At 51.0% G+C, this 19,631-nt stretch carries 25 protein-coding genes; 1 reads left to right on the top strand and 24 read right to left on the bottom strand.

Going from position 1 to position 19,631, the window contains the following annotated elements; translation table 11 throughout:
* Positions 1-39: 39 nt before the first annotated feature.
* The 22 genes from POTG_RS15975 to POTG_RS15875 all read right to left on the bottom strand — a co-directional run bounded on the left by POTG_RS15975 (position 40) and on the right by POTG_RS15875 (position 17,248).
* Positions 40-579 carry a hypothetical protein gene (locus POTG_RS15975; protein ID WP_036645812.1) on the bottom strand — a complete coding sequence of 180 codons (540 nt, stop codon included), beginning with the start codon at positions 577-579 and terminating at the stop codon, positions 40-42.
* Between the two features lie 113 nt (positions 580-692).
* Positions 693-941, bottom strand: coding sequence for a trp RNA-binding attenuation protein MtrB (mtrB, locus tag POTG_RS15970; protein WP_009225875.1), 249 nt, complete (start codon positions 939-941; stop codon positions 693-695).
* Between the two features lie 119 nt (positions 942-1,060).
* Complete coding sequence (locus POTG_RS15965; protein WP_009225874.1) at positions 1,061-1,333, bottom strand: HU family DNA-binding protein; 273 nt, start codon at positions 1,331-1,333, stop codon at positions 1,061-1,063.
* Between the two features lie 489 nt (positions 1,334-1,822).
* Complete coding sequence (gene spoIVA / locus POTG_RS15960; protein WP_036645837.1) at positions 1,823-3,301, bottom strand: stage IV sporulation protein A; 1,479 nt, start codon at positions 3,299-3,301, stop codon at positions 1,823-1,825.
* 399 nt (positions 3,302-3,700) lie between these two features.
* The gene (locus tag POTG_RS15955; protein ID WP_009225872.1) at positions 3,701-4,456 is read right to left on the bottom strand and encodes a DUF3939 domain-containing protein; all 756 of its coding nucleotides are present in this window, start codon (positions 4,454-4,456) and stop codon (positions 3,701-3,703) included.
* Positions 4,457-4,493: 37 nt separating this feature from the next.
* Positions 4,494-4,844, bottom strand: a complete 351-nt coding sequence (locus POTG_RS15950; RefSeq protein WP_009225871.1) for a 2Fe-2S iron-sulfur cluster-binding protein — start codon at positions 4,842-4,844, stop codon at positions 4,494-4,496.
* Between the two features lie 10 nt (positions 4,845-4,854).
* Positions 4,855-5,490 carry a hypothetical protein gene (locus tag POTG_RS15945; RefSeq protein WP_009225870.1) on the bottom strand — a complete coding sequence of 212 codons (636 nt, stop codon included), beginning with the start codon at positions 5,488-5,490 and terminating at the stop codon, positions 4,855-4,857.
* A gap of 42 nt (positions 5,491-5,532) precedes the next feature.
* Complete coding sequence (locus tag POTG_RS15940) at positions 5,533-5,712, bottom strand: DUF2768 family protein (protein ID WP_009225869.1); 180 nt, start codon at positions 5,710-5,712, stop codon at positions 5,533-5,535.
* Between the two features lie 145 nt (positions 5,713-5,857).
* The gene (locus tag POTG_RS15935) at positions 5,858-6,130 is read right to left on the bottom strand and encodes a stage VI sporulation protein F (protein WP_009225868.1); all 273 of its coding nucleotides are present in this window, start codon (positions 6,128-6,130) and stop codon (positions 5,858-5,860) included.
* Between the two features lie 304 nt (positions 6,131-6,434).
* Entirely contained in the window at positions 6,435-7,475 is a 1,041-nt protein-coding gene (locus POTG_RS15930; protein ID WP_009225867.1) for an NAD(P)H-dependent glycerol-3-phosphate dehydrogenase, read from the bottom strand.
* Complete coding sequence (gene plsY, locus POTG_RS15925) at positions 7,468-8,079, bottom strand: glycerol-3-phosphate 1-O-acyltransferase PlsY (RefSeq protein WP_009225866.1); 612 nt, start codon at positions 8,077-8,079, stop codon at positions 7,468-7,470. Before plsY ends, POTG_RS15930 begins: the two co-directional genes overlap by 8 nt.
* Before the next feature lie 11 nt (positions 8,080-8,090).
* On the bottom strand, positions 8,091-9,413 hold the full coding sequence (gene der / locus POTG_RS15920) for a ribosome biogenesis GTPase Der (RefSeq protein ID WP_036645810.1): 1,323 nt from the start codon (positions 9,411-9,413) through the stop codon (positions 8,091-8,093).
* 191 nt (positions 9,414-9,604) lie between these two features.
* Complete coding sequence (gene rpsA, locus POTG_RS15915) at positions 9,605-10,840, bottom strand: 30S ribosomal protein S1 (protein ID WP_009225864.1); 1,236 nt, start codon at positions 10,838-10,840, stop codon at positions 9,605-9,607.
* Between the two features lie 200 nt (positions 10,841-11,040).
* Complete coding sequence (locus tag POTG_RS15910) at positions 11,041-11,622, bottom strand: lysophospholipid acyltransferase family protein (protein WP_009225863.1); 582 nt, start codon at positions 11,620-11,622, stop codon at positions 11,041-11,043.
* Between the two features lie 6 nt (positions 11,623-11,628).
* Positions 11,629-12,327 (bottom strand): (d)CMP kinase, encoded by a 699-nt coding sequence (gene cmk / locus POTG_RS15905; RefSeq protein ID WP_009225862.1) that lies wholly within the window; start codon positions 12,325-12,327, stop codon positions 11,629-11,631.
* A gap of 115 nt (positions 12,328-12,442) precedes the next feature.
* Positions 12,443-12,652: a hypothetical protein gene (locus tag POTG_RS15900; protein WP_036645808.1), complete on the bottom strand. Its 210-nt coding sequence runs from the start codon at positions 12,650-12,652 to the stop codon at positions 12,443-12,445.
* 106 nt (positions 12,653-12,758) lie between these two features.
* Complete coding sequence (locus POTG_RS15895; RefSeq protein ID WP_198136221.1) at positions 12,759-13,412, bottom strand: flagellar brake protein; 654 nt, start codon at positions 13,410-13,412, stop codon at positions 12,759-12,761.
* A gap of 152 nt (positions 13,413-13,564) precedes the next feature.
* Complete coding sequence (ypeB, locus tag POTG_RS15890) at positions 13,565-14,932, bottom strand: germination protein YpeB (protein WP_009225859.1); 1,368 nt, start codon at positions 14,930-14,932, stop codon at positions 13,565-13,567.
* An 80-nt stretch (positions 14,933-15,012) separates the two neighbouring features.
* Positions 15,013-15,165 carry a hypothetical protein gene (locus POTG_RS24440; RefSeq protein WP_009225858.1) on the bottom strand — a complete coding sequence of 51 codons (153 nt, stop codon included), beginning with the start codon at positions 15,163-15,165 and terminating at the stop codon, positions 15,013-15,015.
* A gap of 89 nt (positions 15,166-15,254) precedes the next feature.
* Complete coding sequence (gene prsW, locus POTG_RS15885) at positions 15,255-15,947, bottom strand: glutamic-type intramembrane protease PrsW (RefSeq protein WP_009225857.1); 693 nt, start codon at positions 15,945-15,947, stop codon at positions 15,255-15,257.
* Positions 15,948-16,030: 83 nt separating this feature from the next.
* Entirely contained in the window at positions 16,031-16,651 is a 621-nt protein-coding gene (locus tag POTG_RS15880; RefSeq protein WP_009225856.1) for a genetic competence negative regulator, read from the bottom strand.
* A 201-nt stretch (positions 16,652-16,852) separates the two neighbouring features.
* On the bottom strand, positions 16,853-17,248 hold the full coding sequence (locus POTG_RS15875; RefSeq protein WP_036645806.1) for a hypothetical protein: 396 nt from the start codon (positions 17,246-17,248) through the stop codon (positions 16,853-16,855).
* Between the two features lie 171 nt (positions 17,249-17,419).
* On the opposite strand from POTG_RS15875, the gene POTG_RS15870 reads away from it, so the two are divergent.
* Positions 17,420-18,244: a polysaccharide deacetylase family protein gene (locus POTG_RS15870; RefSeq protein ID WP_009225854.1), complete on the top strand. Its 825-nt coding sequence runs from the start codon at positions 17,420-17,422 to the stop codon at positions 18,242-18,244.
* A gap of 61 nt (positions 18,245-18,305) precedes the next feature.
* On the opposite strand, the gene POTG_RS15865 is transcribed toward POTG_RS15870, so the two are convergent.
* Positions 18,306-18,950 (bottom strand): hypothetical protein, encoded by a 645-nt coding sequence (locus tag POTG_RS15865; RefSeq protein WP_232282323.1) that lies wholly within the window; start codon positions 18,948-18,950, stop codon positions 18,306-18,308.
* Between the two features lie 44 nt (positions 18,951-18,994).
* Positions 18,995-19,588: a CPBP family intramembrane glutamic endopeptidase gene (locus POTG_RS15860; protein ID WP_036645804.1), complete on the bottom strand. Its 594-nt coding sequence runs from the start codon at positions 19,586-19,588 to the stop codon at positions 18,995-18,997.
* Positions 19,589-19,631: the final 43 nt, after the last annotated feature.

The following is a 19,631-nucleotide window of genomic DNA, read 5'->3' as shown; positions in this document are numbered from 1 at the left end:
AGGCTATACGCGAAATCAACTCATCGGTCAATTCACCGGTTACTCCTGTAGAAAACGAGACTGCCACAGCTTTGTTTCCGTCATCCGCATGCGCAACCGCAACTCTTCGGGCATCTCACCGCTCCCGACATGCCGAAGAAGGTCCAGCTCCTCGGCCGAAAATTCGGTACGCCGAACATCGGCAGCCAGCAGCAGATATTTGGTGCCAAGCCAACGGTCCTCCGCCATCAATCTCAGCAGCAGCTGATCGATATTGTTGGTGCGTTCGAACGCAAACGAGATCATTTCCGCCATTCCCCGGTACACGTCTGCGGCACGAACCTGGTCGCCCTCAACCTTCAGGTCAACGGACAAAATATCCCGGTTCAGCTCCACTTTAGCGATGGGCACCGGAAGCTGCAGCGGGGCCAAGGCGTCCACGAGGTTCTCTTCGGTTAACTCCGCCGGGGACGTACCGGCAAACACCGCTGCCGCTTGCCGCTCCCGGGCAGGATGCTCGCCAAGCCAAGCTGCGCCCGCCATCGCCAGCGCGCAGACGAACGTTAACAGGATGGCCCGAACGGCTATGTTCCGTTTCATGGGGCATTCTCCCTTCTGGTACACTCGGACAGCGCAAATCTGCCTTTGTCCATACGGTTCTTATACCCCATTCTACATAGAAAAAAAGCAGGCTATGCCTGCAGATTTGAAAATCATTCTTCCGTATCGATCAAGCCGTGCTTCGTATAGACGAGCGCTTTGCCGCGAATCTTGACGGCGGAGGTGTGATCGGTAAATTGGGCGATGAGCACCTCACCCTTGTCCAACTTCTCGGTGTGGTGAAACCGCGTATCCTTCCCCCGGGTCAGCCCGATGACCGTAACGCCTTGTTCTTTGGCCTTAACCACGAAATAGTCTCCGCCCGCGGCAGATGGATCGTTACCGTGTTGCTGGTTATCCATGTGGCAGCGCCTCCCCCTTCACATTTTTGACAGACTGCTTCTTTTTTAAGCCTCCATGAAAAGAAAAAGCCGTGAACGAGAAGCCCACGGTCTTTTGCACGGAAGATACGTAGAAATCTTTATTTAATTCCGTCTTTGAGCGCTTTACCTGGTTTGAAAGCAGGAATTTTGCTCGCAGGGATTTCGATTTCCTCTCCGGTTTGCGGGTTGCGGCCTTTACGGGCGGAACGCTCGCGGACTTCAAAGTTACCGAAGCCAACCAGTTGAACTTTATCTCCGTTCTGCAGCGCTGTGGAAATCGCATCAAAAACGGCGTCAACCGCTTTAGTCGCGTCTTTCTTGGACAGCTCAGTACTTTCTGCAACTTGAGCAATCAAATCGGATTTGTTCATGTGTATTTCACCTCCCACCAAGGAAAATAATACCACTTGCTATTTGTGTTTCCGTTTTACCGCAGAATATACGTGATTTATGCAATTCATTACGTACAAGTTCCCGAAAAACGTGATGAAATCGCGCTTTCGGGGACGCGGAACAAATTTATAGTAATACAGCCCATGCATAATTTCAAGCTATTTCAAGGCTTCCCGGCGATATTTCCTCAATTCGCCCTACAAATTGGACCTTTCCGCCCCCCAAATAACAAAACAACCGCACGCAGCCAAAATACAGCATACGCGCGGTCATTGAGGAGGAATTGCAATTAGTAAAGATAAAAATTCGGCTTTTCAGCACCGAGAAGGTTGGATGAAGCTAGGGACTGAGTAGCGGAGCGTACATAGAGGTACGTGAGCAACGGAAGGCCCGGCTGAATTCAAGATTCGACGCCGACTCCGCTTCCTCAGGTTAGCTTCGTGATCAAAAGCCGAATTTTTAATTACCTATAGAATGATGGCGATGAGGCCGCCGGAGCCTTCGTTGATAATCCGCCCCAGCGTTTCCTGCAGCTTGTAACGTGCGTTATCCGGCATCATGGCAATTTTGCCTTGAATGCCTTCGCGTACGATCGAGTGCAGGGATCTGCCGAAGATGTCGGATTCCCAAATCTTGATCGGATCGTTCTCGAAATCCTGCATCAGGTAGCGGACAAGCTCTTCGCTTTGCTTCTCGGTCCCGATGATCGGCGCAAATTCCGACTCGACATCGACGCGGATCATATGGATCGATGGTGCCGTCGCCTTCAGCCTTACCCCGAAGCGGGAGCCTTGACGGATCAGCTCTGGCTCATCCAACGCCATTTCCGCAAGCGTCGGCGCAGCGATACCGTAACCGGTCGTTTTGACCATTTCCAGCGCCTCGGCGAACCGGTCGTATTCCCGTTTCGCGTGCGTGAATTCCTGCATCAGCTGCAGCAAATGGTCTTTGCCGCGAATTTCTACACCCACCACTTCCATCAGGATGCGATCATACAGATCATCCGGCGCATACAGATCGATCTCCGCTACACCTTGACCCATATTCAGTCCGCTCAGACCAGCTCGATCGATAAAATCGTATTCCATGAAATTTCCGACAACCCGGTCGACATCGCGCAGACGGCGAATATCCTTAACCGTGTCACGGACGGAGTTCTCAAAATTGGTGCGCAGCCAGTGGTTCTCGTTCAGTACCATCACCCAGCTAGGCAGGTTGACGTTGACCTCATGTACCGGGAACTCATACAGAACTTCCCGGAGGACACCGGTCACGTCTTCTTCCGTCATTGTCGCTGCGCTGAGCGCAAGGACCGGAATGTCATATTTTGCGGCCAACTCACCGCGGAGTTGCTGTGTTTCCTCACTGTCTGGACGCGTCGAGTTGATCACCAGCACAAATGGCTTGCCGACCTCCTTCAGTTCGGCAACAACCCGCTCCTCAGATTCCACGTAAGAATAACGCGGAATATCGGCGATCGTTCCATCCGTCGTCACGACAACCCCTAACGTGGAATGTTCCTGGATGACTTTGCGCGTTCCGATTTCCGCAGCCTCTTGGAACGGAATCGGTTCTTCAAACCATGGGGTGGAGATCATTCGCGGCCCATTTTCGTCCTCGTAGCCTTTTGCGCCTTCCACGGCGTATCCGACGCAATCGACGAGTCTTACGTTTACCTCGAGTCCTTCAGCCACCTTGATTTGCACCGCATTGTTCGGGACAAACTTCGGTTCGGTCGTCATAATAGTTTTGCCGGCGGCGCTTTGCGGAAGTTCATCTACCGCGCGGACTCGATCTGCTTCATTTGCGATGTTCGGGAGTACGACAGTTTCCATGAATCGCTTAATAAAGGTCGACTTCCCGGTACGGACGGCACCGACGACCCCTAGATAGATGTCGCCTCCAGTTCGTTCGGCAATGTCCTTAAAAATGTCCACTTTCTCCAATACCAATGATATCCCCTCCTCAAATTTCGCCGAAGGAAAAATGCCCCGAGAGCATCCGCTTCGTGATTCGTCATGATTTTGGGCCTCGCTGCTGCGGCAGGAGCGGCAGCCCCTCTTGCCCGTGTCCGCCGCCGCAAACCTGTGGAAAGAACCTGAACGAAGCGGCGTAAACTCGTACATGCATTTGGACTAGTAACATCTTATGTACCAGATGCGAGAATATGACGGTTAAAACCGTCCAAGCCCGTTTTTTTTGCGGGGCCGCTCATTCAACCCGAACAAGGCGGGCACTTAACCGCCATACTCCCATTTGTATGACTCTATCGGAAAAAGTATGACGCAGGAAAAAGGAGAAGAGAGAAAAGAAAAACCTCCCGAAATCATTCGAGAGGTTTCTTCTTAATTGAGATATGGTACGGGTTCGCTTCCGTTCCAACGGTAAGGCGGCGACTTCACCGGAACGAACGCGGAGCGGTCCGTCAACCAGGTGCGCAGATCTTCGTCGCCTTGCGGCGTTTTCCCAGACTGATCGATCGCCTGCATAATATCAAAAGCGTAATCCACGTACACATTGCCCTGCTTGTCCATCAGGTAGGAAAGGGTCTCCCCGGAATAGACACTGGTCAATGCCAAGCTGTCGGCCTTAAGCAACGGGAGATCAACCGTATACAGACCCGGATAGACCTCACCATTGGCCTCGCCCGGGAGAGCATCTCCGTGGCTTGTACGGTAGCTCAGCACTTTGTGCTGGACGTCGTTCACCTTCTGAATCGTGTTTAAATCCATTACTTTAACCGTAGGGTCGGTTTCCTCATCGATAACGAGAAAATAGACGCTTCCGCCCTGCTCAAAGGCTGCCGCCGGAAGCTCATCCAAATAACCTTCCCGCTTCAATTGGTTCAAATCGATCTTGTATTTCTCGTATCGCGGAGTATCCTCCCCGGCAGTAATGATCGGCAGGATCCCCTTATCTTCCTGAAAACGATCCAAAGCCCGTTGAACCCGGTCCACGCTCTCCATATAGGAAACCGGGCCGCCCTGCTGCCTCTCCCCGCGGTACAAACAGCCTGACAGCAGCGAGGTCGTTAACGCCAATAAGACAACCAGCGCCGCTGATCTCAAGCAGGTATGCTTCAAATAACGTAACTTCGTCATGTTGAAAATCTCACCTTATCCCCTTCCGTACTTGCCGTTACCATAATTCCTCCTCTTCCCGCTGCCGTTCCAGCTGTTTGCGAATCGCCGCCTTGAGCGGGTCCTTCGGCAGCTGAACCACCACATCCCCCCGGATCTTCGCCTGACAGGCCAGGCGCATCCCCTGGTCCAACAGCGGGCCAAGCTTGCGGCGCTCCGCATCGCTCGGAGGAGTTAACGCGGCAGCGTGCTCCGGATCGACCTGAACTTTGCACATCAGACAGCCGGCATTCCCACCGCATCGCGTCGCTAAATGAATTCTAGCTCCACGGGCAGCCCTCAGAACCGAAGTGCCCGGCCGGACTTGAACGGTTTTCCCGGACGGCAGAAACGTAATACGTCCTTCCACGATCCGCTCCTTAAGCCTTCCTGCCGCGATATTCGCGCCATGGCCGAGAGAGCAGCGGGCGATCCAACAACTCAGCCATCCGTCCAACCCAATCCGCCGACCATTCGTTCCGTTTCAACAGCTCGTCCAACAGGGGCAGATGTCGATCCGGCTCTTTACGGATCATCCCCGCAATCGGCAAATAGCGATCCGGACGCTCGCGCAGGAGGTTAAACACCAATTCATGGGCTAACGGCATGACCCATAAAGCGCTATCACGCAATTTCACACGCTGCGCGGCCGGCGCTAGCAACGCTTCTATCTCCGTCCGATAGAACGCCCCGGCGGTATGGACTTCAAATCCGCCTACCAGCTCAATTGTCGACTCGCCAATACGGTAATGGCTTAACCGGGAGGTATAGATTCCGCTCCGGTCATGACGCGGCTGGTCCGTCGCAAACTGCCGGAGCCGCTCGTGCAGCCGGTCGGCGGTCGCCAGATCCGCATAGACGTCGATATCCCGCGGAACCGTCGCAAGCTCAACCCCCTGGAGCCACAATCCGCAGCTTCCCCCTAGCAGCCACTTGCCCTCCATTCCACAGCTTTCGGCCAGCTTGCATAATTCTTCGGTTAAATCGGCATAGGCTTTGCTATCTTGTTGTTGCATATCTCTTCCTCTTCTCTTGGGTTCAGTGATGTAGAGGTTCTGTCAAGTAATCGACACAAGCCCGGTCAAAAAGCCCACCAGCATAATAAAAAAGGCAAGGAGCGATAAGATTCCCTTAATCCACCCTTTGGTTTTCGTCCGTGCAAATGTGATCAAAAAGACCGAGACCCCCATGATCAATACGGCGGCGATCGATAGCCACATCTTCGTCATTGCATCCATCTGTTTATTTCACCTACTATTTTTTGCTTTAATATGATCCATATTATAGCATTATGCGGTCTTTCAGGCTACGCGCTGGCCAAAACTAAACAAAGCCCCGCGGCATACGGCCGCAGAGCTTAAGGGCAATAAGGATCACCTTTATTTATTTTTTAAGCATTAACTTCATTAAGGCTTCCATATTGGACGGATTCATGCCGCTTTTTTTCACGGCGTTCACGATCTCGTGAATCGTGCTTTCCGACACGGGAACTTTCGCCATCGCCGATACTTGCTTGATCAGCTTACGTAGTTCGGCTTCATTTTGAATGGTTGATGGCTTTACGGTGCTGGCCAGCTTTTTGACCGAACTTTCCGAGATCGCTTTACCCGTCTTCTTGTTGATGGCATTCAAGGCCTCTTTGGATATCTTGCTCACGCTTTCGCCTCCTCCGTTGTCCTCTTCAACCAATGTATGAGAGGGCGGAGGTAAAGGTGATATTCCCCAGCAAAACGGGCTCTAACGGCGATATCAAAAGCCGTGTCTGGTAACTCCAATTTCAATAAAGGTTCAAAAAGGCGGCTTTTCAGCACCGAGAAGGTTGGATGAAGCTGGGACTGAGTAGCGGAGCGTAGGCAGACCTACGTGAGCAACGGAAGGCCCTGCTGAATTCAAGATTCGATGTCGAATCCACTACTTTGAAGATGCTTCGTGATCAAAAGACGAATTTTTGAACTTCCGCTCAAGTGTGCCATTGTTCCCAGGTTTCTAGGGACATCACTTCCATCTCCGTTTTCCGGTCGCGTCCCATCAGCGCCTCTACAGCGGTGCGCGGGTCCAGCCCCTCGAATAGGACGTGGTAAAGCTGAGCCGCAATCGGCATCTGCACCTGATACTTCTCAGAGATGGCATGGGCCGCTTTCGTTGTGCGAATGCCTTCTACAACCATGCCCATCTGGGTTAATACTTCCTCCAGCGGTTTGCCTTCGCCCAGCATAAACCCAGCTCGCCAGTTCCGGCTGTGCCGGCTGGTTGCCGTCACGACCAGGTCGCCGACCCCGGCCAAACCGGCAAAGGTCAGCGGGTTGGCTCCCATTTCAACGCCGACCCGCGTAATCTCCGCAAGACCGCGGGTAAGCAGTGCCGCCTTGGCGTTGTCCCCGTAGCCCAGTCCATCGGACATTCCGGCGCCCAGCGCGATGATATTTTTTAAAGCCCCGGCAAGCTCCACGCCTACCATATCCCGGTTGGTGTAGACGCGGAAATACGGGTTCATGAACAGGTCCTGAGCCAATTCAGCCTGGGCCGCGTCCTGTGCAGCGACAACCACAGTGGTCGGGCAGCGTTTCACAACTTCCTCCGCATGGCTAGGACCGGACAATACAACAATACGCCCCTCTTCACAGCCGAGTTCCTCCGCGATCACCGTCGACATCCGCTTCATGCTCTCAATCTCAAAGCCCTTGGTGGCATGTACCAGCAGCATATCCTCATGCCAGAAAGGCTTTAGTGATCGAGCAACCTCACGAACCGCCGAGGACGGCGCAACCATCACGACCGCTTTCGCACCGGTCACTGCGGCTTCCAAATCAGTGGTTGCCGTAAGGCGAGGCGACAAGTCCACGCCAGGCAAAAAACGTTCATTGCGATGTTTCGTATTGATTTCATCCTGTTGCGCTTCGCTACGTGTCCACAAGGCAACTTCCATGTCTTTGTCGGCGAGCACACTGGCGAGTGCCGTTCCCCAACTGCCCGCCACCAGCACGGCGGCTTTATTAGACAACGCGATCTCCTCCTTTGGATCCCAGCTTATTTTCCTTGCCGTGCACGATCTTCACGATATTCGTGCGATGTCTCCAGAAGGCGAACACGCAGATGACCAGACTCGCCCAGAAATAAGGGCCGAATTCGCCGGAGACCGCCAGAAAAATCGGCGTCAAGAAGACGAAGATAAGCGAACCAAGCGAGACGTACCGGGTAATAACGATCGATAATATCGCAATGATCCCCGCGTACAACGCAGGGAAGAAAAACAAGGTCGCCATCACGCCAATCGTGGTGGCAATCCCTTTTCCGCCGCGAAAGCGGAAATAAAGCGGCCAGTTATGGCCGACGATTGCTGCGATGCCGCACAGCGAGGCGATCCATTCGACGCCGTCGCCTAGCCAGCGGCCGATCCATACTGCGGCAATCCCCTTAAGCACATCCAGGGCCAGAACGAGAATCGCCGGGCCTTTCCCCAGTACGCGCAGTGTGTTGGTGGCTCCCGCGTTTCCGCTGCCGTGCTGGCGAATATCGATGCCTTTTAAGGCTTTCGCCAACACGACGCTGAAGCTAACCGAGCCAAGCAAATAACAAACAATTACAGCTATTACGGGTAAAATCACCTTATTCTCCCCTAACCTTCATCAGACTTGCGCCGCGTAAACAGCCGGATTGGCGTTCCCTCAAAATCAAATGCTGCCCGGATTTTGTTCTCCAGGTACCGTTCATAAGAGAAATGCATCAGCTCCGGATCGTTGACAAATACCACGATGGTCGGCGGTTTCACCGCAACCTGCGTGACGTAATTAATTCGCAGGCGCCGCCCTTTGTCCGTTGGCGGAGGATTGATGGCGATTGCATCCGACACAACATCGTTTAGCAGATGGGTCTGCACGCGCTTCGCATGCTGATCTGCGACGTGCTGAACCACCGGCAACAGTTTATGTAAACGCTGCTTCGTTTTAGCTGACAGGAAAACAATCGGGGCATACGTCATAAACAGGAAGTGGTCGCGGATTCTTTGCTCAAATTGGTGCATGGTTTTATCGTCCTTCTCAACCACATCCCATTTGTTCACGACGAAAATGGAAGCTTTACCGGCTTCATAAGCGTATCCCGCGATATGCTTATCCTGTTCGATGATCCCTTCTTCGCCGTTGATCAGAACCAGTACCACATCCGCCCGCTCGATCGCTTTCATGGCGCGCATAACGCTGTACTTCTCCGTCGTTTCATAGACCTTACCGCGTTTGCGCATCCCTGCGGTATCGATCAGGACGTACCGTTGACCGTCTTTCTCGAACGGCGTATCAATCGCATCACGTGTTGTTCCGGCGATATCGCTGACGATGACTCGCTCTTCACCGAGGATCGCGTTCACCAGCGAGGATTTCCCCACGTTTGGACGACCAATCAAAGCGACCCGGATCACGTCATCATCGTATTCGTCATCCGCGAGCTCCGGCAGATTATCCGCAATCGCATCCAGCAAATCGCCGATGCCCGTGCCATGGCTGCCCGATACCCCAATCGGCTCACCAAAGCCGAGGTTATAAAACTCATAAATATTGTCGATCCGGCCGATGTTATCCACCTTATTCACCGCGACAATGACCGGCTTGCCTGACCGGTACAACAAATTGGCGACCTCCTCGTCCGAAGTAGTCACGCCAGCCTTGGCGTCACACATAAATACAATCACATCGGCTTCCTCGATCGCGAGTTCGGCCTGCATACGGATCGATTTGAGAATCGGCTCCTCGTCGTCGAGTTCAATCCCTCCTGTATCGATGATGCTGAACGGTTTCCCGTTCCATTCCGACGCACCGTAAATCCGGTCGCGCGTAATCCCGGGCTTATCTTCCACGATTGCCAGGCGGTCACCGATAATCCGGTTAAATATCGTGGATTTCCCCACATTCGGCCGCCCGACGATAGCCACAACGGGTCTTGCCATTGACATCCCTCCTAATACTTATTTTTGGATCCTCAAAATGGAGTTAATTCTCTATATAGGCTTCACACGTTTATTTGCGGATACACGTAAATCATCATAGCAAAAAAAAGATAGCTTGGCTAACGGTCAACAACAAAAACGGCGAACCCGCTTCTTCAGGGTCCGCCGATGTTCGAGCCACTAAAACCTGATTATTTCAGTTTGCTGAGTTTATCGCCGAAGCGTTCGCCCAGCGTGATGCTCAAGCCTTGGTTGCTCAGCGATACGTTAGGGTTGTCGCCCAGGTCTTCTTTTCTCACGCTGCTGCCTTTGGAAGGTCTTTCGCTCTTCGGTGCAGGAGCCGGAGCTTCTTCCGTTTCCTTAATGCTGAGGCTTACCCGTTTCTCGCTAGGGTTCACGTCCAGCACTTTCACCTGTACCGTTTGTCCTTCTTTCAGCACTTCATGCGGAGTTCCGATATGCTTATGCGAAATTTGAGAGATATGAACGAGTCCTTCTACCCCCGGTGCGATTTCCACGAAGGCACCAAAGTTCACCAGTCGTTTAACTTCGCCTGTTACAATGTCACCGGTGTGGAATTTCTCAGCCGCTGTATCCCAAGGACCTGGTTGTGCTGCTTTGATCGAAAGGCTGATTTTGCCTTTTTCCGGATCAACTTTGAGCACTTTTACCTTCACTTTGTCGCCTTCGGACAGGACGTCAGCAGGTTTGTCAACATGGTTCCATGCGATTTCGGATACGTGTACCAATCCGTCTACGCCGCCTACGTCAACAAATGCACCAAATTGAGTCAAGCGTTGAACCGTACCTTCCAGCACTTGGCCTTCTTTCAATTCAGCCATCACTTTTTGTTTGTTCGCTTCAAACTCTTCATCAAGCACATCCTTTTGGGAAAGGATCACTTTGTTGTTCTCACGGTCAAGTTCTTTCACTTTGACGCGCAGCGTGCGGCCTTTATAGTCGCTGAAGTCTTCAACGAAGTGACGTTCTACCATCGATGCCGGAATGAAGCCGCGAACGCCTACGTCAGCGACAATCCCGCCTTTGACGACGTCGGCAACCGTAACTTCGAAGACTTCGCCGTTCTGGAACTTCTTCCCCAGCTCTTCCCAAGCGTTTTCGCTGTCAATCGCACGTTTGGAGAGCACCAGGCGTTCCTTCTCGTCGTCGATGCTGACCACTTTCGTTTCTACCTCTTGGCCTACTTGCACAGCATCCGCCGCATTGTCGAGATGTACGGAGGACAGCTCGCGAATAGGAATAACACCGTCGTATTTATATCCAATGCTTACATAAGCTTGGTTATCTTCGATTTTGACGATCGTTCCTTTGACGGTGTCCCCTTTTTTCAAAGAGACGATTTGCTCCATCTCATCCTGGCTAGCGACTTCCGCAGCCTCTTGAACATTTTTTGTTTCTTCCGACATGTCAATAACCTCCTCAATTCAAAAACCCATTTATTTAAACCCGCTCTAAAGGTTGTTCAAAAAGCCAGCTTTCGATCACAAAGTAAAAAATTGACTTTTTGAGCTTCCACTTGTAGCGAAGTTCAAAACAATCCATTAAGGTATAGCTTCCCAAATGTTATCAGCCTTCATGCATCCCATCTGGCAAAGGCATGAAAAAATTAACGCTTCTTCAGCTCGGCGATGCTGGCCATGATTTTCTCCGTAGCTCGCTCGGCTGCGTCAGGTCCGCCATTCTCCTTGAACTCCGTCAGATCAACCGGCGGTCCGTAAACGACGCGCAATTTCCGAAACAATTTATAAGTGCCAATAATCGCAACCGGAATCACCGCTGCGTCACTGCGAAGCGCGAACGTCGCCGCACCTTTCTTGCCGATCATATTCGCTTCGGCGTCTTTCACCCGACGGCCTTCCGGGAAAATCCCGATGACGTGACCGTTACGGAGCAAGGTCAGCGCGGTTTTGATCGATTCTTTGCTTACGCCCCCCCGCTTTACAGGGAAAGCGCCTAGCTGCCGAATCAGCCAACTGAAGCCGAAAATGTTGAACAATTCCTGCTTGGCCATAAAATGCACCTTGCGTTCCACCATGATGCCGATGGTCGGCGGATCAAGCAAAGTTAAATGGTTGGAGCACAAGAGCACTCCGCCTTCTTTGGGGATATGCTCCAAGCCGCTTACCTCAAAGCGATACAACAGCTTATAGAGGATGCGAAGCACACTTCGACAAAAACGATAGATCATCCAGGCTCAACTCTCACTTCCATAGGTTCTGCACATTGCTACGATGTGGTCGGCCACTTCGTCCAAGGACATCTGCGTCGTATCCAGCAGCTGAGCATCCTCTGCCTGCCGCAGCGGGGAAACCTCCCGCTCCCGGTCCAGCCGGTCTCGCTCTTCAATCGATCGCACGAGGTCATCGAAGGAAATCTTGTCCTGCTCCTTCATTTCCTTGTAACGCCGACGTGCCCGTTCCTCAACGCTCGCGGTCATGAACACCTTCACTTCCGCATCAGGTAATACGCAAGTGCCGATATCGCGTCCGTCCATGACGACGCCTTTGCGCAAAGCCATTTGCCGCTGCAATGAGACAAGCCGATCGCGCAGCCCCTCGATTTGCGCATATCGGGACACTTGGGCATTCACGGCTAACGAGCGAATCTCTTCCGTGACGTCTCGACCGTTCACCCGGACCTGTTGCCCCTGTTCTCCAGGCAGCAATTCGATATCCAATTCAGGTAAATGCTGCAGCACTTTGTCCACTTCGTCTGGTCCGATCCCTAGCTGCAGAAAATACCAAGTTGCCGCCCGGTACATCGCCCCGGTATCGACGTAGACATAATGCAGTCTACCGGCAACCATTCGAGCTATCGTACTTTTCCCTGCCCCCGCAGGACCGTCGATGGCGATGTTGATTTTCTCATGGGTTGTAGACGTCTCGCTTGCCAAAGGGGCATTCCTCCTCAAAACAAATCCTCAAGAAAAAAGCAGGCATTGCCTGCGACGTGAAAATTATACCACAGATAACAAAGGGATGCAAAAGAAACGCGCTTGCTTTTCCCGATTAATTCCCTTGTTCTCTGTGAATGGGCACCCCTTCATATTTGTCTGCAGTGGCTAGAACATATCGCAATTCTGGAATCCGTAGCAAGAGTTGAAACAGGCATAATGCTGCCAATAAAACCAGTAAACTCCGTTTTATCCATCTTTCCACCTTGTCCGAGAAAGACAGAAACAGTTCCGTATAAATTTCGTCGTCTTTCGCTTTTTTCATTTCGATTTCCTCCCTGGCAGCACACAAACATAGATCGATTTCAAAGCGTTCATGTATAGCTTATCCATATTGGGAAATCGGAAATACCTCCATTGAGCGGATGAAATCAGCGATTTTTGAAATCAAACTGTCGCTCGAAGCAATACCGAATCAGCTTTTGCCGTTCAAGGTCCGAAATGCTTACGAATTTCAGCATGACAATCGTGCGCCCGGTCTCCAGCTTCTTCATCCGAACAACTTCCGCTTCAAAAGGCACATGGTCGATCGTACCGTTCTTGAACGGGATGAGCAGCCAGCAGAAGAGATGATCCCCCTGAGCCAGCTTAAATTCGTTGCTGCAGCTGAAAGAGACTCCGCCTCCGCCAACATCCTCCGTATATGTAACAAAGCGCACGCCGTCCTTCATAAGCACAGCGATTTCTAATTGTGCGACCACTCTCAAAAAGTTGCGCCGTTGGATTTTCGTAATCGTTTCCGGCTCAGGCTTGCGAATTCGCACTAATTGAACAACGTCGTCGGCAAACCCGAGCACGTATGTACTAAAGTAATTTTTCACTCCGTTTTCCGTCAGGAAATACACGGATAATTCGTCCCCGATGTACAGCTTTTTGATGCGTCCGCTCCCGGTCTCGATCGGTACTTCGATCAAAAACGATTCTTCTTCCACGTCCGCGATCCGTGATTTACATTCCTTCTCATCGTTTGGCTTATCCGCCGAAGCGACTTGAATGTATACGAGATCGTTCACTTTAGGAAACAAGGTTGCCACCGTCCTATGTCATGGTTGTACTACTATGCTAATGATTATAGCACGGCGCGAGGCGGCTGGACTTAATTAATTCGTTTAAAAAAAACAAAAAGGAATCTTCCGGACAACCGGAACATTCCTTTGAAATTGTGCTGCACAGAGCATCAAGAAGACTTCGTTTCTCCTTGATTGTTGCGGGTGCGAATCTCTTCGATGATCTCTTCATTGCCGTTCTCGGCATTGATGAAAATTTTGTACTGCGATCCGTTAATTGAACCGCCAAATTCGTAGGTTAGCACCTTCTCTGACTGCTCGTTCTCGATGAGCGCAAGACGGTGATATTTCTCCTTATACTCCGGATTCAAAAATTTACGCGCTTGCTGCAAGGTCAGTTTCGGTTTTCCGACCTTTTCCCGGCTTTCACGTTCATACACGTAGTCGCTGGCCTGCATCCCGGTCACTTGCCCGTTATCCAGAGCAACACGGATCGTAATTTTCTCCGGATAAATGAGCACATCGTCTTGCTTGCTAACGAACGTGAAGTTTCCTTCATTATCGAACTCATCATAAGAAACGGCCGCTAGCCCTGGATACCCTTTGTTTTCCAAAAATTCTTTAGCCCGCTGTTTTGCGGTACTTACGTCCACGGCTTTCGGTCCAATTGGGCGATGGTAGACATAGGAGATTAAATGACCGCCATTACGGGTAAAATCAAGCGACCAAGACTCGTCACCTTTTTTATTCTTCAGGTTAGCCGTATAGGAAGCCCACTCCGTTCCTTTCCCGTTCTCTACGACTTGGATGTTCTCTTGGCTTTGTACGCCGGTAAACTTCGCAGCTTTACGTTTAATTTCCTCAACGGTGATCGGACGTCCGCCCAGCTTCTTCACCGAACGTTTATTGTACATGCTGGAGATGGACGGTCCCCAATCCAGCTCAGGGTATTCGCTAACCTTTTTATCTACGGTTTTGAAGCCATCGATGATCGTATTGTCCCGCGGTTCTTTCTCGCTCGCCAGCGCCGTCTCGACGTCCATCCAGCGCAGGCGATTGGCGATAACCTTGTTCTGTACTCCTTGCAAGTCTTGGGCGATTTGCGCCGAACTTTTGTACAGTTCTTTTAGATTTTTCATCTCATTTTTGGTTAAAGGCTGTTTCGTCAAATCGCGAATCGCAGTCTGATACGAGAACTTCGCGATCCGAGATAGAAACTCTTCCGTCTTATTAAACGGGAGCAAGGTTAACGGAAGCTGGTTGATTTCGTTTTGCGCCTCGCTCGTGATGCGCCATACATTCACCAGCCCTTTACGTTGGGCACCGGTGGAGGCCGAGTTTACCGCCAAGGTGTTGCCCAATTCCGTATGCAGTTTGTCCACGTGATACGACAAATCATGGAACGCCCGCTGATATTGGTTTTCCGCCTTGATCAGAATCGAGTTTTTCTCCTGGTTCTCCTGATACCCCCACACCAGGGCGCCGATCAACAGCACAGCGGTCACCGGGAACAGAATCGCACTCAGTCGTTTGTACATTGGGCTTAGCTCTCTCCCTTCTTCAACTAGGTTGGGATTAGTGTGACAAGAAGGAAAGAACTTTATGCATAATCTTCACCCTACTGAATCACTTCTTCTTCGATCTCAAAATCATGCTGATTATTGCATACACATTGCTTAAAGCCGGTTTCAATATGGTCGCGCTCTTTTTTGCCGCGTAACACAAACCGCTCGCCGCACGCTTTACAAGTAATTCGCACCTTGACGCGCACGAAAAAGGCACCCCTTTCTAACGATCCTGCAGCCTACCTTGGCGTAGACATGCAAATGTTAGAATCAGGATGCCCTATTCTAAAGCAAATTAATCTTGCCCCTTCGCCCCCGGCGTTAAACGGAACGGGGAACGGTTATTGGCCCGATACATCTTCCCGAGCCCTCCATACCAGAGGAAAGCCATGAGGGGGACGATAAACCAAATCCAATACTGCGTCGTATTGTTAAGAATCCAATCGTATACCCCATGCCAGAACAGCGGGAAAGCTAACGAAAAAATCAGGAACTTTCGAGATTGCCCGCCGCTCGAGAATTTAGCCCGCCCCAGATAGTACCCCATCATCACGCCGAACATCGCATGGCCCGATACGGGGAGCAGAGCTCGAACGAGCATGGTGCCAATCGAAGCGTGACTCGCAAAAGCGTACAATACATTCTCAACCGTTGCGAATCCCAATGAAATTGCCGCCGCATATAAGATCCCGTCATACGGCTCATCAAATTCGGTATGGTTGTAAATCATATGAAATAATACGAACCACTTCAGCACTTCCTCTACACCGGCCGAAATGCCAAAAGCTGTAACCAACGGTCCTTCGCCCAGCCACATGGTTAACCCTCGCTGGATGATCAGGACCGGCAATACGATCAAGAAGCCAAGCAAAAACACCTTGATGACCATATGCAGCGGTTCCGCATCATACTTGTCCCTGAGATAAAAATACGTAAGCAGTGCAATACCGGGAGCAACCGCTGCGCTTAAAATCGAGAAAAAGAGCAACGGTTATCCCCCCTTATTGGCTGCTTCCGTTCTTTGTCTCTCTCTTCTGAATTGACATGGGTCTGCCTTCATACGAGACGTAATCAATCCTGGCGTTTGAAGTGGTTGCAAATCGTATCCACCGCATGATCAGCCATGATTAATTGCCCGTACTCTTCCAGCATCGCCGTAGTTACCGATGTCGCTTCGCCGAATTCAGCTAATACTGCAATCAGAGCAGGATGTTTGCCCTCCTCCAGTTCCTCCGGCTCCAGCTGAAGAACCCATTTTCCATTATATTTATACAGTCTGCCGGCATTGTGAAGCATCGACTTCAGCACGTGTGCCGCTTCGATTACATTCTCGAAATCGTCAAAGGAATACAGAATGGTATCACTTTGCTCCAACGTAACTTCCATCTCATAAACTTCTTCCGGCAGTTCATCCTCATAAGGCGAGCCGATCCCATGTTGATGGTGATCGTATTTGCCGCGCGTAACGATGACGACCATTCCTTGTGCAGGAAGGGCGAACACTTCCACAGCCAATGGCCCGGTGGCGTCAAAGCCCACTTCGTTATAAGCCTGATCCATCATTTCAGTGAACAGGTCATGGACTTTGGGAATTTCCTGCCACATGTCCTCTTTCTGTATACCGCGTTCGCTTAAATCGTCAAACGTGAGGAAAATCCGTATCTTATCCTGGCCTAGTCTTTCTATCTTCATACAGGATCCTCCTCTCTCTATACGTTGTTATAAAACAGATTATGAAACCTGCTGTCAAGTGTGCTGAAAATGGTTCTTTGTATGTATGTTATCACTTATTTCACCTAAATGCACGCTTTAAAATAGAACAAAAAAGAATCATTTTCCGTAACCCCATCAAGGGGGCAGAAAATGACTCTTGTGGTGGTGTTTTGAAACGGATTACAAACCTGGAACCGGGGTTTTCGCCTCTTTGAGGATGGCCTCAACTTCACGGCGCACATCGGGATCGCCTTTAATGAGGTCGGTCAGCTGCTTCAGACTGTATTCCTTCGAATGATTCGAACCGGCCGCTGATACCGTGCCGGAACTGGGATACACCTGGGCGTTGTCTGCCCCTTTAGCCTTTGTGACAGATGCAGACGCCGTATCTTCCGTTTTCAGCGCTGCCGAAATATCTTCGGTGGGGCTGTCGGTACGCTTTGAGGAGATCCCCGCAAACTTCAGGACCGAGCCTGCACCGCTCATCACGGACATCAGGCTTTGCTTCCGTCGCGAAGCCCACATCGCGGCGAAAACGCCAACCAGTAAACCGCCTAAAAATGAGGAAGATTTCACGTAAAAAACCTCCTTGGTTATGTTAAAATCATCTGTAGTGTTCGCGGATTCCCTTAAACTCATGCGGCATAAATACAGGAAAGCGAGTTGACTTCTTTGCTCCACAAGAAGCTCCTGCCCATCGCCGCCGCTTGTCTTATTCTTAGCTCATGCGGCCAAACCGATGCAACCATGACACCAGCCACATCTAACCAAAACACCGCTCCTTCTTCTGAAGCGACCGCGCCAGATGGCGCCAATGATGGCGCCAATGAATCCGGACAGGTTGGCGAACAGCCTGAGGACTCGTCATCATCAGCCGATGAACAGACCTCTTCTGAAGCGGCCGCACCTCCCCTGATGTACCACATTAATAAGGCGTATAACGTAGTGCCCAATGATGAGACCGTGGACAAGAAGGTGGTTCTCCTGACGTTTGACGACGGGCCAAAGGAGAAGGAAATGATTGACGGACTGATCGATACGCTGGATAAACACCAGGCTAAGGCGATCTTTTTTGTTAACGGGTACCGGGTTAAAGCGCATCCCGAGCTGCTGCAGCTAATCCATGACCGCGGGCAGATCATCGGAAACCACAGTTGGGATCACATCGACTTAAAGAAAGAGTCCGCGGCGAATATGCGCAAGCAAATTGAAGATGTGCAAAATATCGTAAAGGAAACCGTCGGCGAAGCGCCACGTTTCTTCCGTCCTCCCTTCGGTTCAGGGAACAAAACAACGCATCAAATCGCAGACGACAATGATCTCATTTACATGACTTGGTCCAACGGTTCCCTCGACTGGGACAGCAAAAACAGAAACAAGCCTGAGGCGGTCATCGCGAATGTGCTGGAACAGCTTCACGCTGGAAGCAACATCTTGATGCATGAGCTGCCTTGGACCGTAGAGGCGCTGGATGAATTGCTCACCCAACTGGAACAGAAAGGATATAGCTTTGTTGACCCCCGGAGTATCGGACCAGCTCCTGAACCTGCGGATGCCGAATCATCAAAATAATTTTGAATCCAAAAAAACCGTCAGGAGATTTCCTGACGGTTTTTTAATGTTGCACATGTTTTTATAATCCATGGCTTTTTCCCCACGGCGAATCGCTTAAGCCCCACCATAACAGATAAATCAAAATAATAACAAAAGCATAAAGAAGTGAATTATAAAACCAACGGGTCATTTTAACACGTTGTGACGGAAACAGCTCCTTGCGTGTTGGCAGCTTGTCCAAATCGGGCTCTACCTCCAACAGGGTAGATAAAGGTCTCTGCGCATTACCAAAATACTCGATACCATGTAGCGGATGGGAACCCTGCGTTGAGTTGAAGGATGACCGCTGAACCGGCTCTTTGAGTTTAGCTAATGCAGCAACAGCTGCAGATTCAAATTTACCGTCATCCGCTGTATTCGTCTTGGGAGATCCGGGCTCCGTTGCAGCTTGCAGCGCATCCCTATCCTTCCAAACTGCAGCCTCAGATTTACGCGGAATAAGCAGCCGAACCATCGTCTCATCGCCAATGACAGGCTTCTTCTGCACAGGAGTGGTTTCCTCATCAGCGATCAAGAAGGGAAAAGGCTCCTTTTTCAGGCTGCTACGGGGTCGAACAGCGGCATACGTCGACTCGGCGTTCACCGCCGCAGGCTCCAGCGTGAGTTCAGCCGTCGCCATGCCGGAGGCCAGATTCCGCGATTGTATGGAAGCATTGCGTTTCATTCGATTTTGCTGACCGTAACGGTCCATTCGGCTCAAATGCTCGTTCATGACTCCCTCCGAAATTTAATCACCAGGCCTGATACAAGATCAATCAAGAAGTGACATAAGATCGGCGCCCAAAGCGTCCCCGTTTGTACATAAATAAATCCGAGGCCGTAGCTGCTCGCAAACACCCATGCCGTCGGAATCCAATGCCGAAGATATCGGACATGGATCGCTGCAAACAGGATGCTCGTCCAATACGGACCCAGCCCATACTGGATCGCCCCGCGGAACAACAGCTCCTCGCATACGGCAACAACCGCCGCGATCACGACGATATGCCAAATCGGTCGATGACGGAAGAGCAGGGAATTAATGCCCCCATCATCCATACTTTCCTCCGAGATGAACCGGGACAAGAGCATATCCGCCCCGAACATCACAGCCGCAAATCCTGCTCCCCAGTACACAAATTCGACACTATTCGGGAAATTGAACAGATGAAACGGATTTCTTTTCTGAAATAACAAGATCACAAGACCGATAAGTAATGTAAGCCCTTGCGTGAGATATAAATTAATGAGCAACAATCGATCGTTTAACTGACCGGGGTCGACTTTTTGTATTTTTACATCGCGCAATTTGAACTTTTTCATAGTTTTTGTCAAACCCTGTCCTTTATAATATTTTAACGCATTC

This window comes from Paenibacillus sp. oral taxon 786 str. D14 (genome assembly GCF_000159955.1).
GTDB classification, from domain to species: Bacteria; Bacillota; Bacilli; order Paenibacillales; family Paenibacillaceae; genus Fontibacillus; species Fontibacillus phoenicis.
Note: the sequence above shows the minus strand (reverse complement) of the source record. Positions and strands in the feature narration are given on the sequence as shown.

Coding starts and splice junctions, on each gene's coding strand:
- POTG_RS15900 (WP_036645808.1), bottom strand. CDS start 12,652: ATGAAAAAAGCGAAAGACGACGAAATTTATACGGAACTGTTTCTGTCT.
- POTG_RS15870 (WP_009225854.1), top strand. CDS start 17,420: ATGACACCAGCCACATCTAACCAAAACACCGCTCCTTCTTCTGAAGCG.
- POTG_RS15880 (WP_009225856.1), bottom strand. CDS start 16,651: ATGAAGATAGAAAGACTAGGCCAGGATAAGATACGGATTTTCCTCACG.
- rpsA (WP_009225864.1), bottom strand. CDS start 10,840: ATGTCGGAAGAAACAAAAAATGTTCAAGAGGCTGCGGAAGTCGCTAGC.
- POTG_RS15955 (WP_009225872.1), bottom strand. CDS start 4,456: ATGACGAAGTTACGTTATTTGAAGCATACCTGCTTGAGATCAGCGGCG.
- POTG_RS15965 (WP_009225874.1), bottom strand. CDS start 1,333: ATGAACAAATCCGATTTGATTGCTCAAGTTGCAGAAAGTACTGAGCTG.
- POTG_RS15945 (WP_009225870.1), bottom strand. CDS start 5,490: ATGCAACAACAAGATAGCAAAGCCTATGCCGATTTAACCGAAGAATTA.
- ypeB (WP_009225859.1), bottom strand. CDS start 14,932: ATGTACAAACGACTGAGTGCGATTCTGTTCCCGGTGACCGCTGTGCTG.
- der (WP_036645810.1), bottom strand. CDS start 9,413: ATGGCAAGACCCGTTGTGGCTATCGTCGGGCGGCCGAATGTGGGGAAA.
- POTG_RS15860 (WP_036645804.1), bottom strand. CDS start 19,588: ATGAAAAAGTTCAAATTGCGCGATGTAAAAATACAAAAAGTCGACCCC.
- POTG_RS15865 (WP_232282323.1), bottom strand. CDS start 18,950: ATGAAACGCAATGCTTCCATACAATCGCGGAATCTGGCCTCCGGCATG.
- mtrB (WP_009225875.1), bottom strand. CDS start 941: ATGGATAACCAGCAACACGGTAACGATCCATCTGCCGCGGGCGGAGAC.
- POTG_RS15940 (WP_009225869.1), bottom strand. CDS start 5,712: ATGGATGCAATGACGAAGATGTGGCTATCGATCGCCGCCGTATTGATC.
- POTG_RS15910 (WP_009225863.1), bottom strand. CDS start 11,622: ATGATCTATCGTTTTTGTCGAAGTGTGCTTCGCATCCTCTATAAGCTG.
- POTG_RS15975 (WP_036645812.1), bottom strand. CDS start 579: ATGAAACGGAACATAGCCGTTCGGGCCATCCTGTTAACGTTCGTCTGC.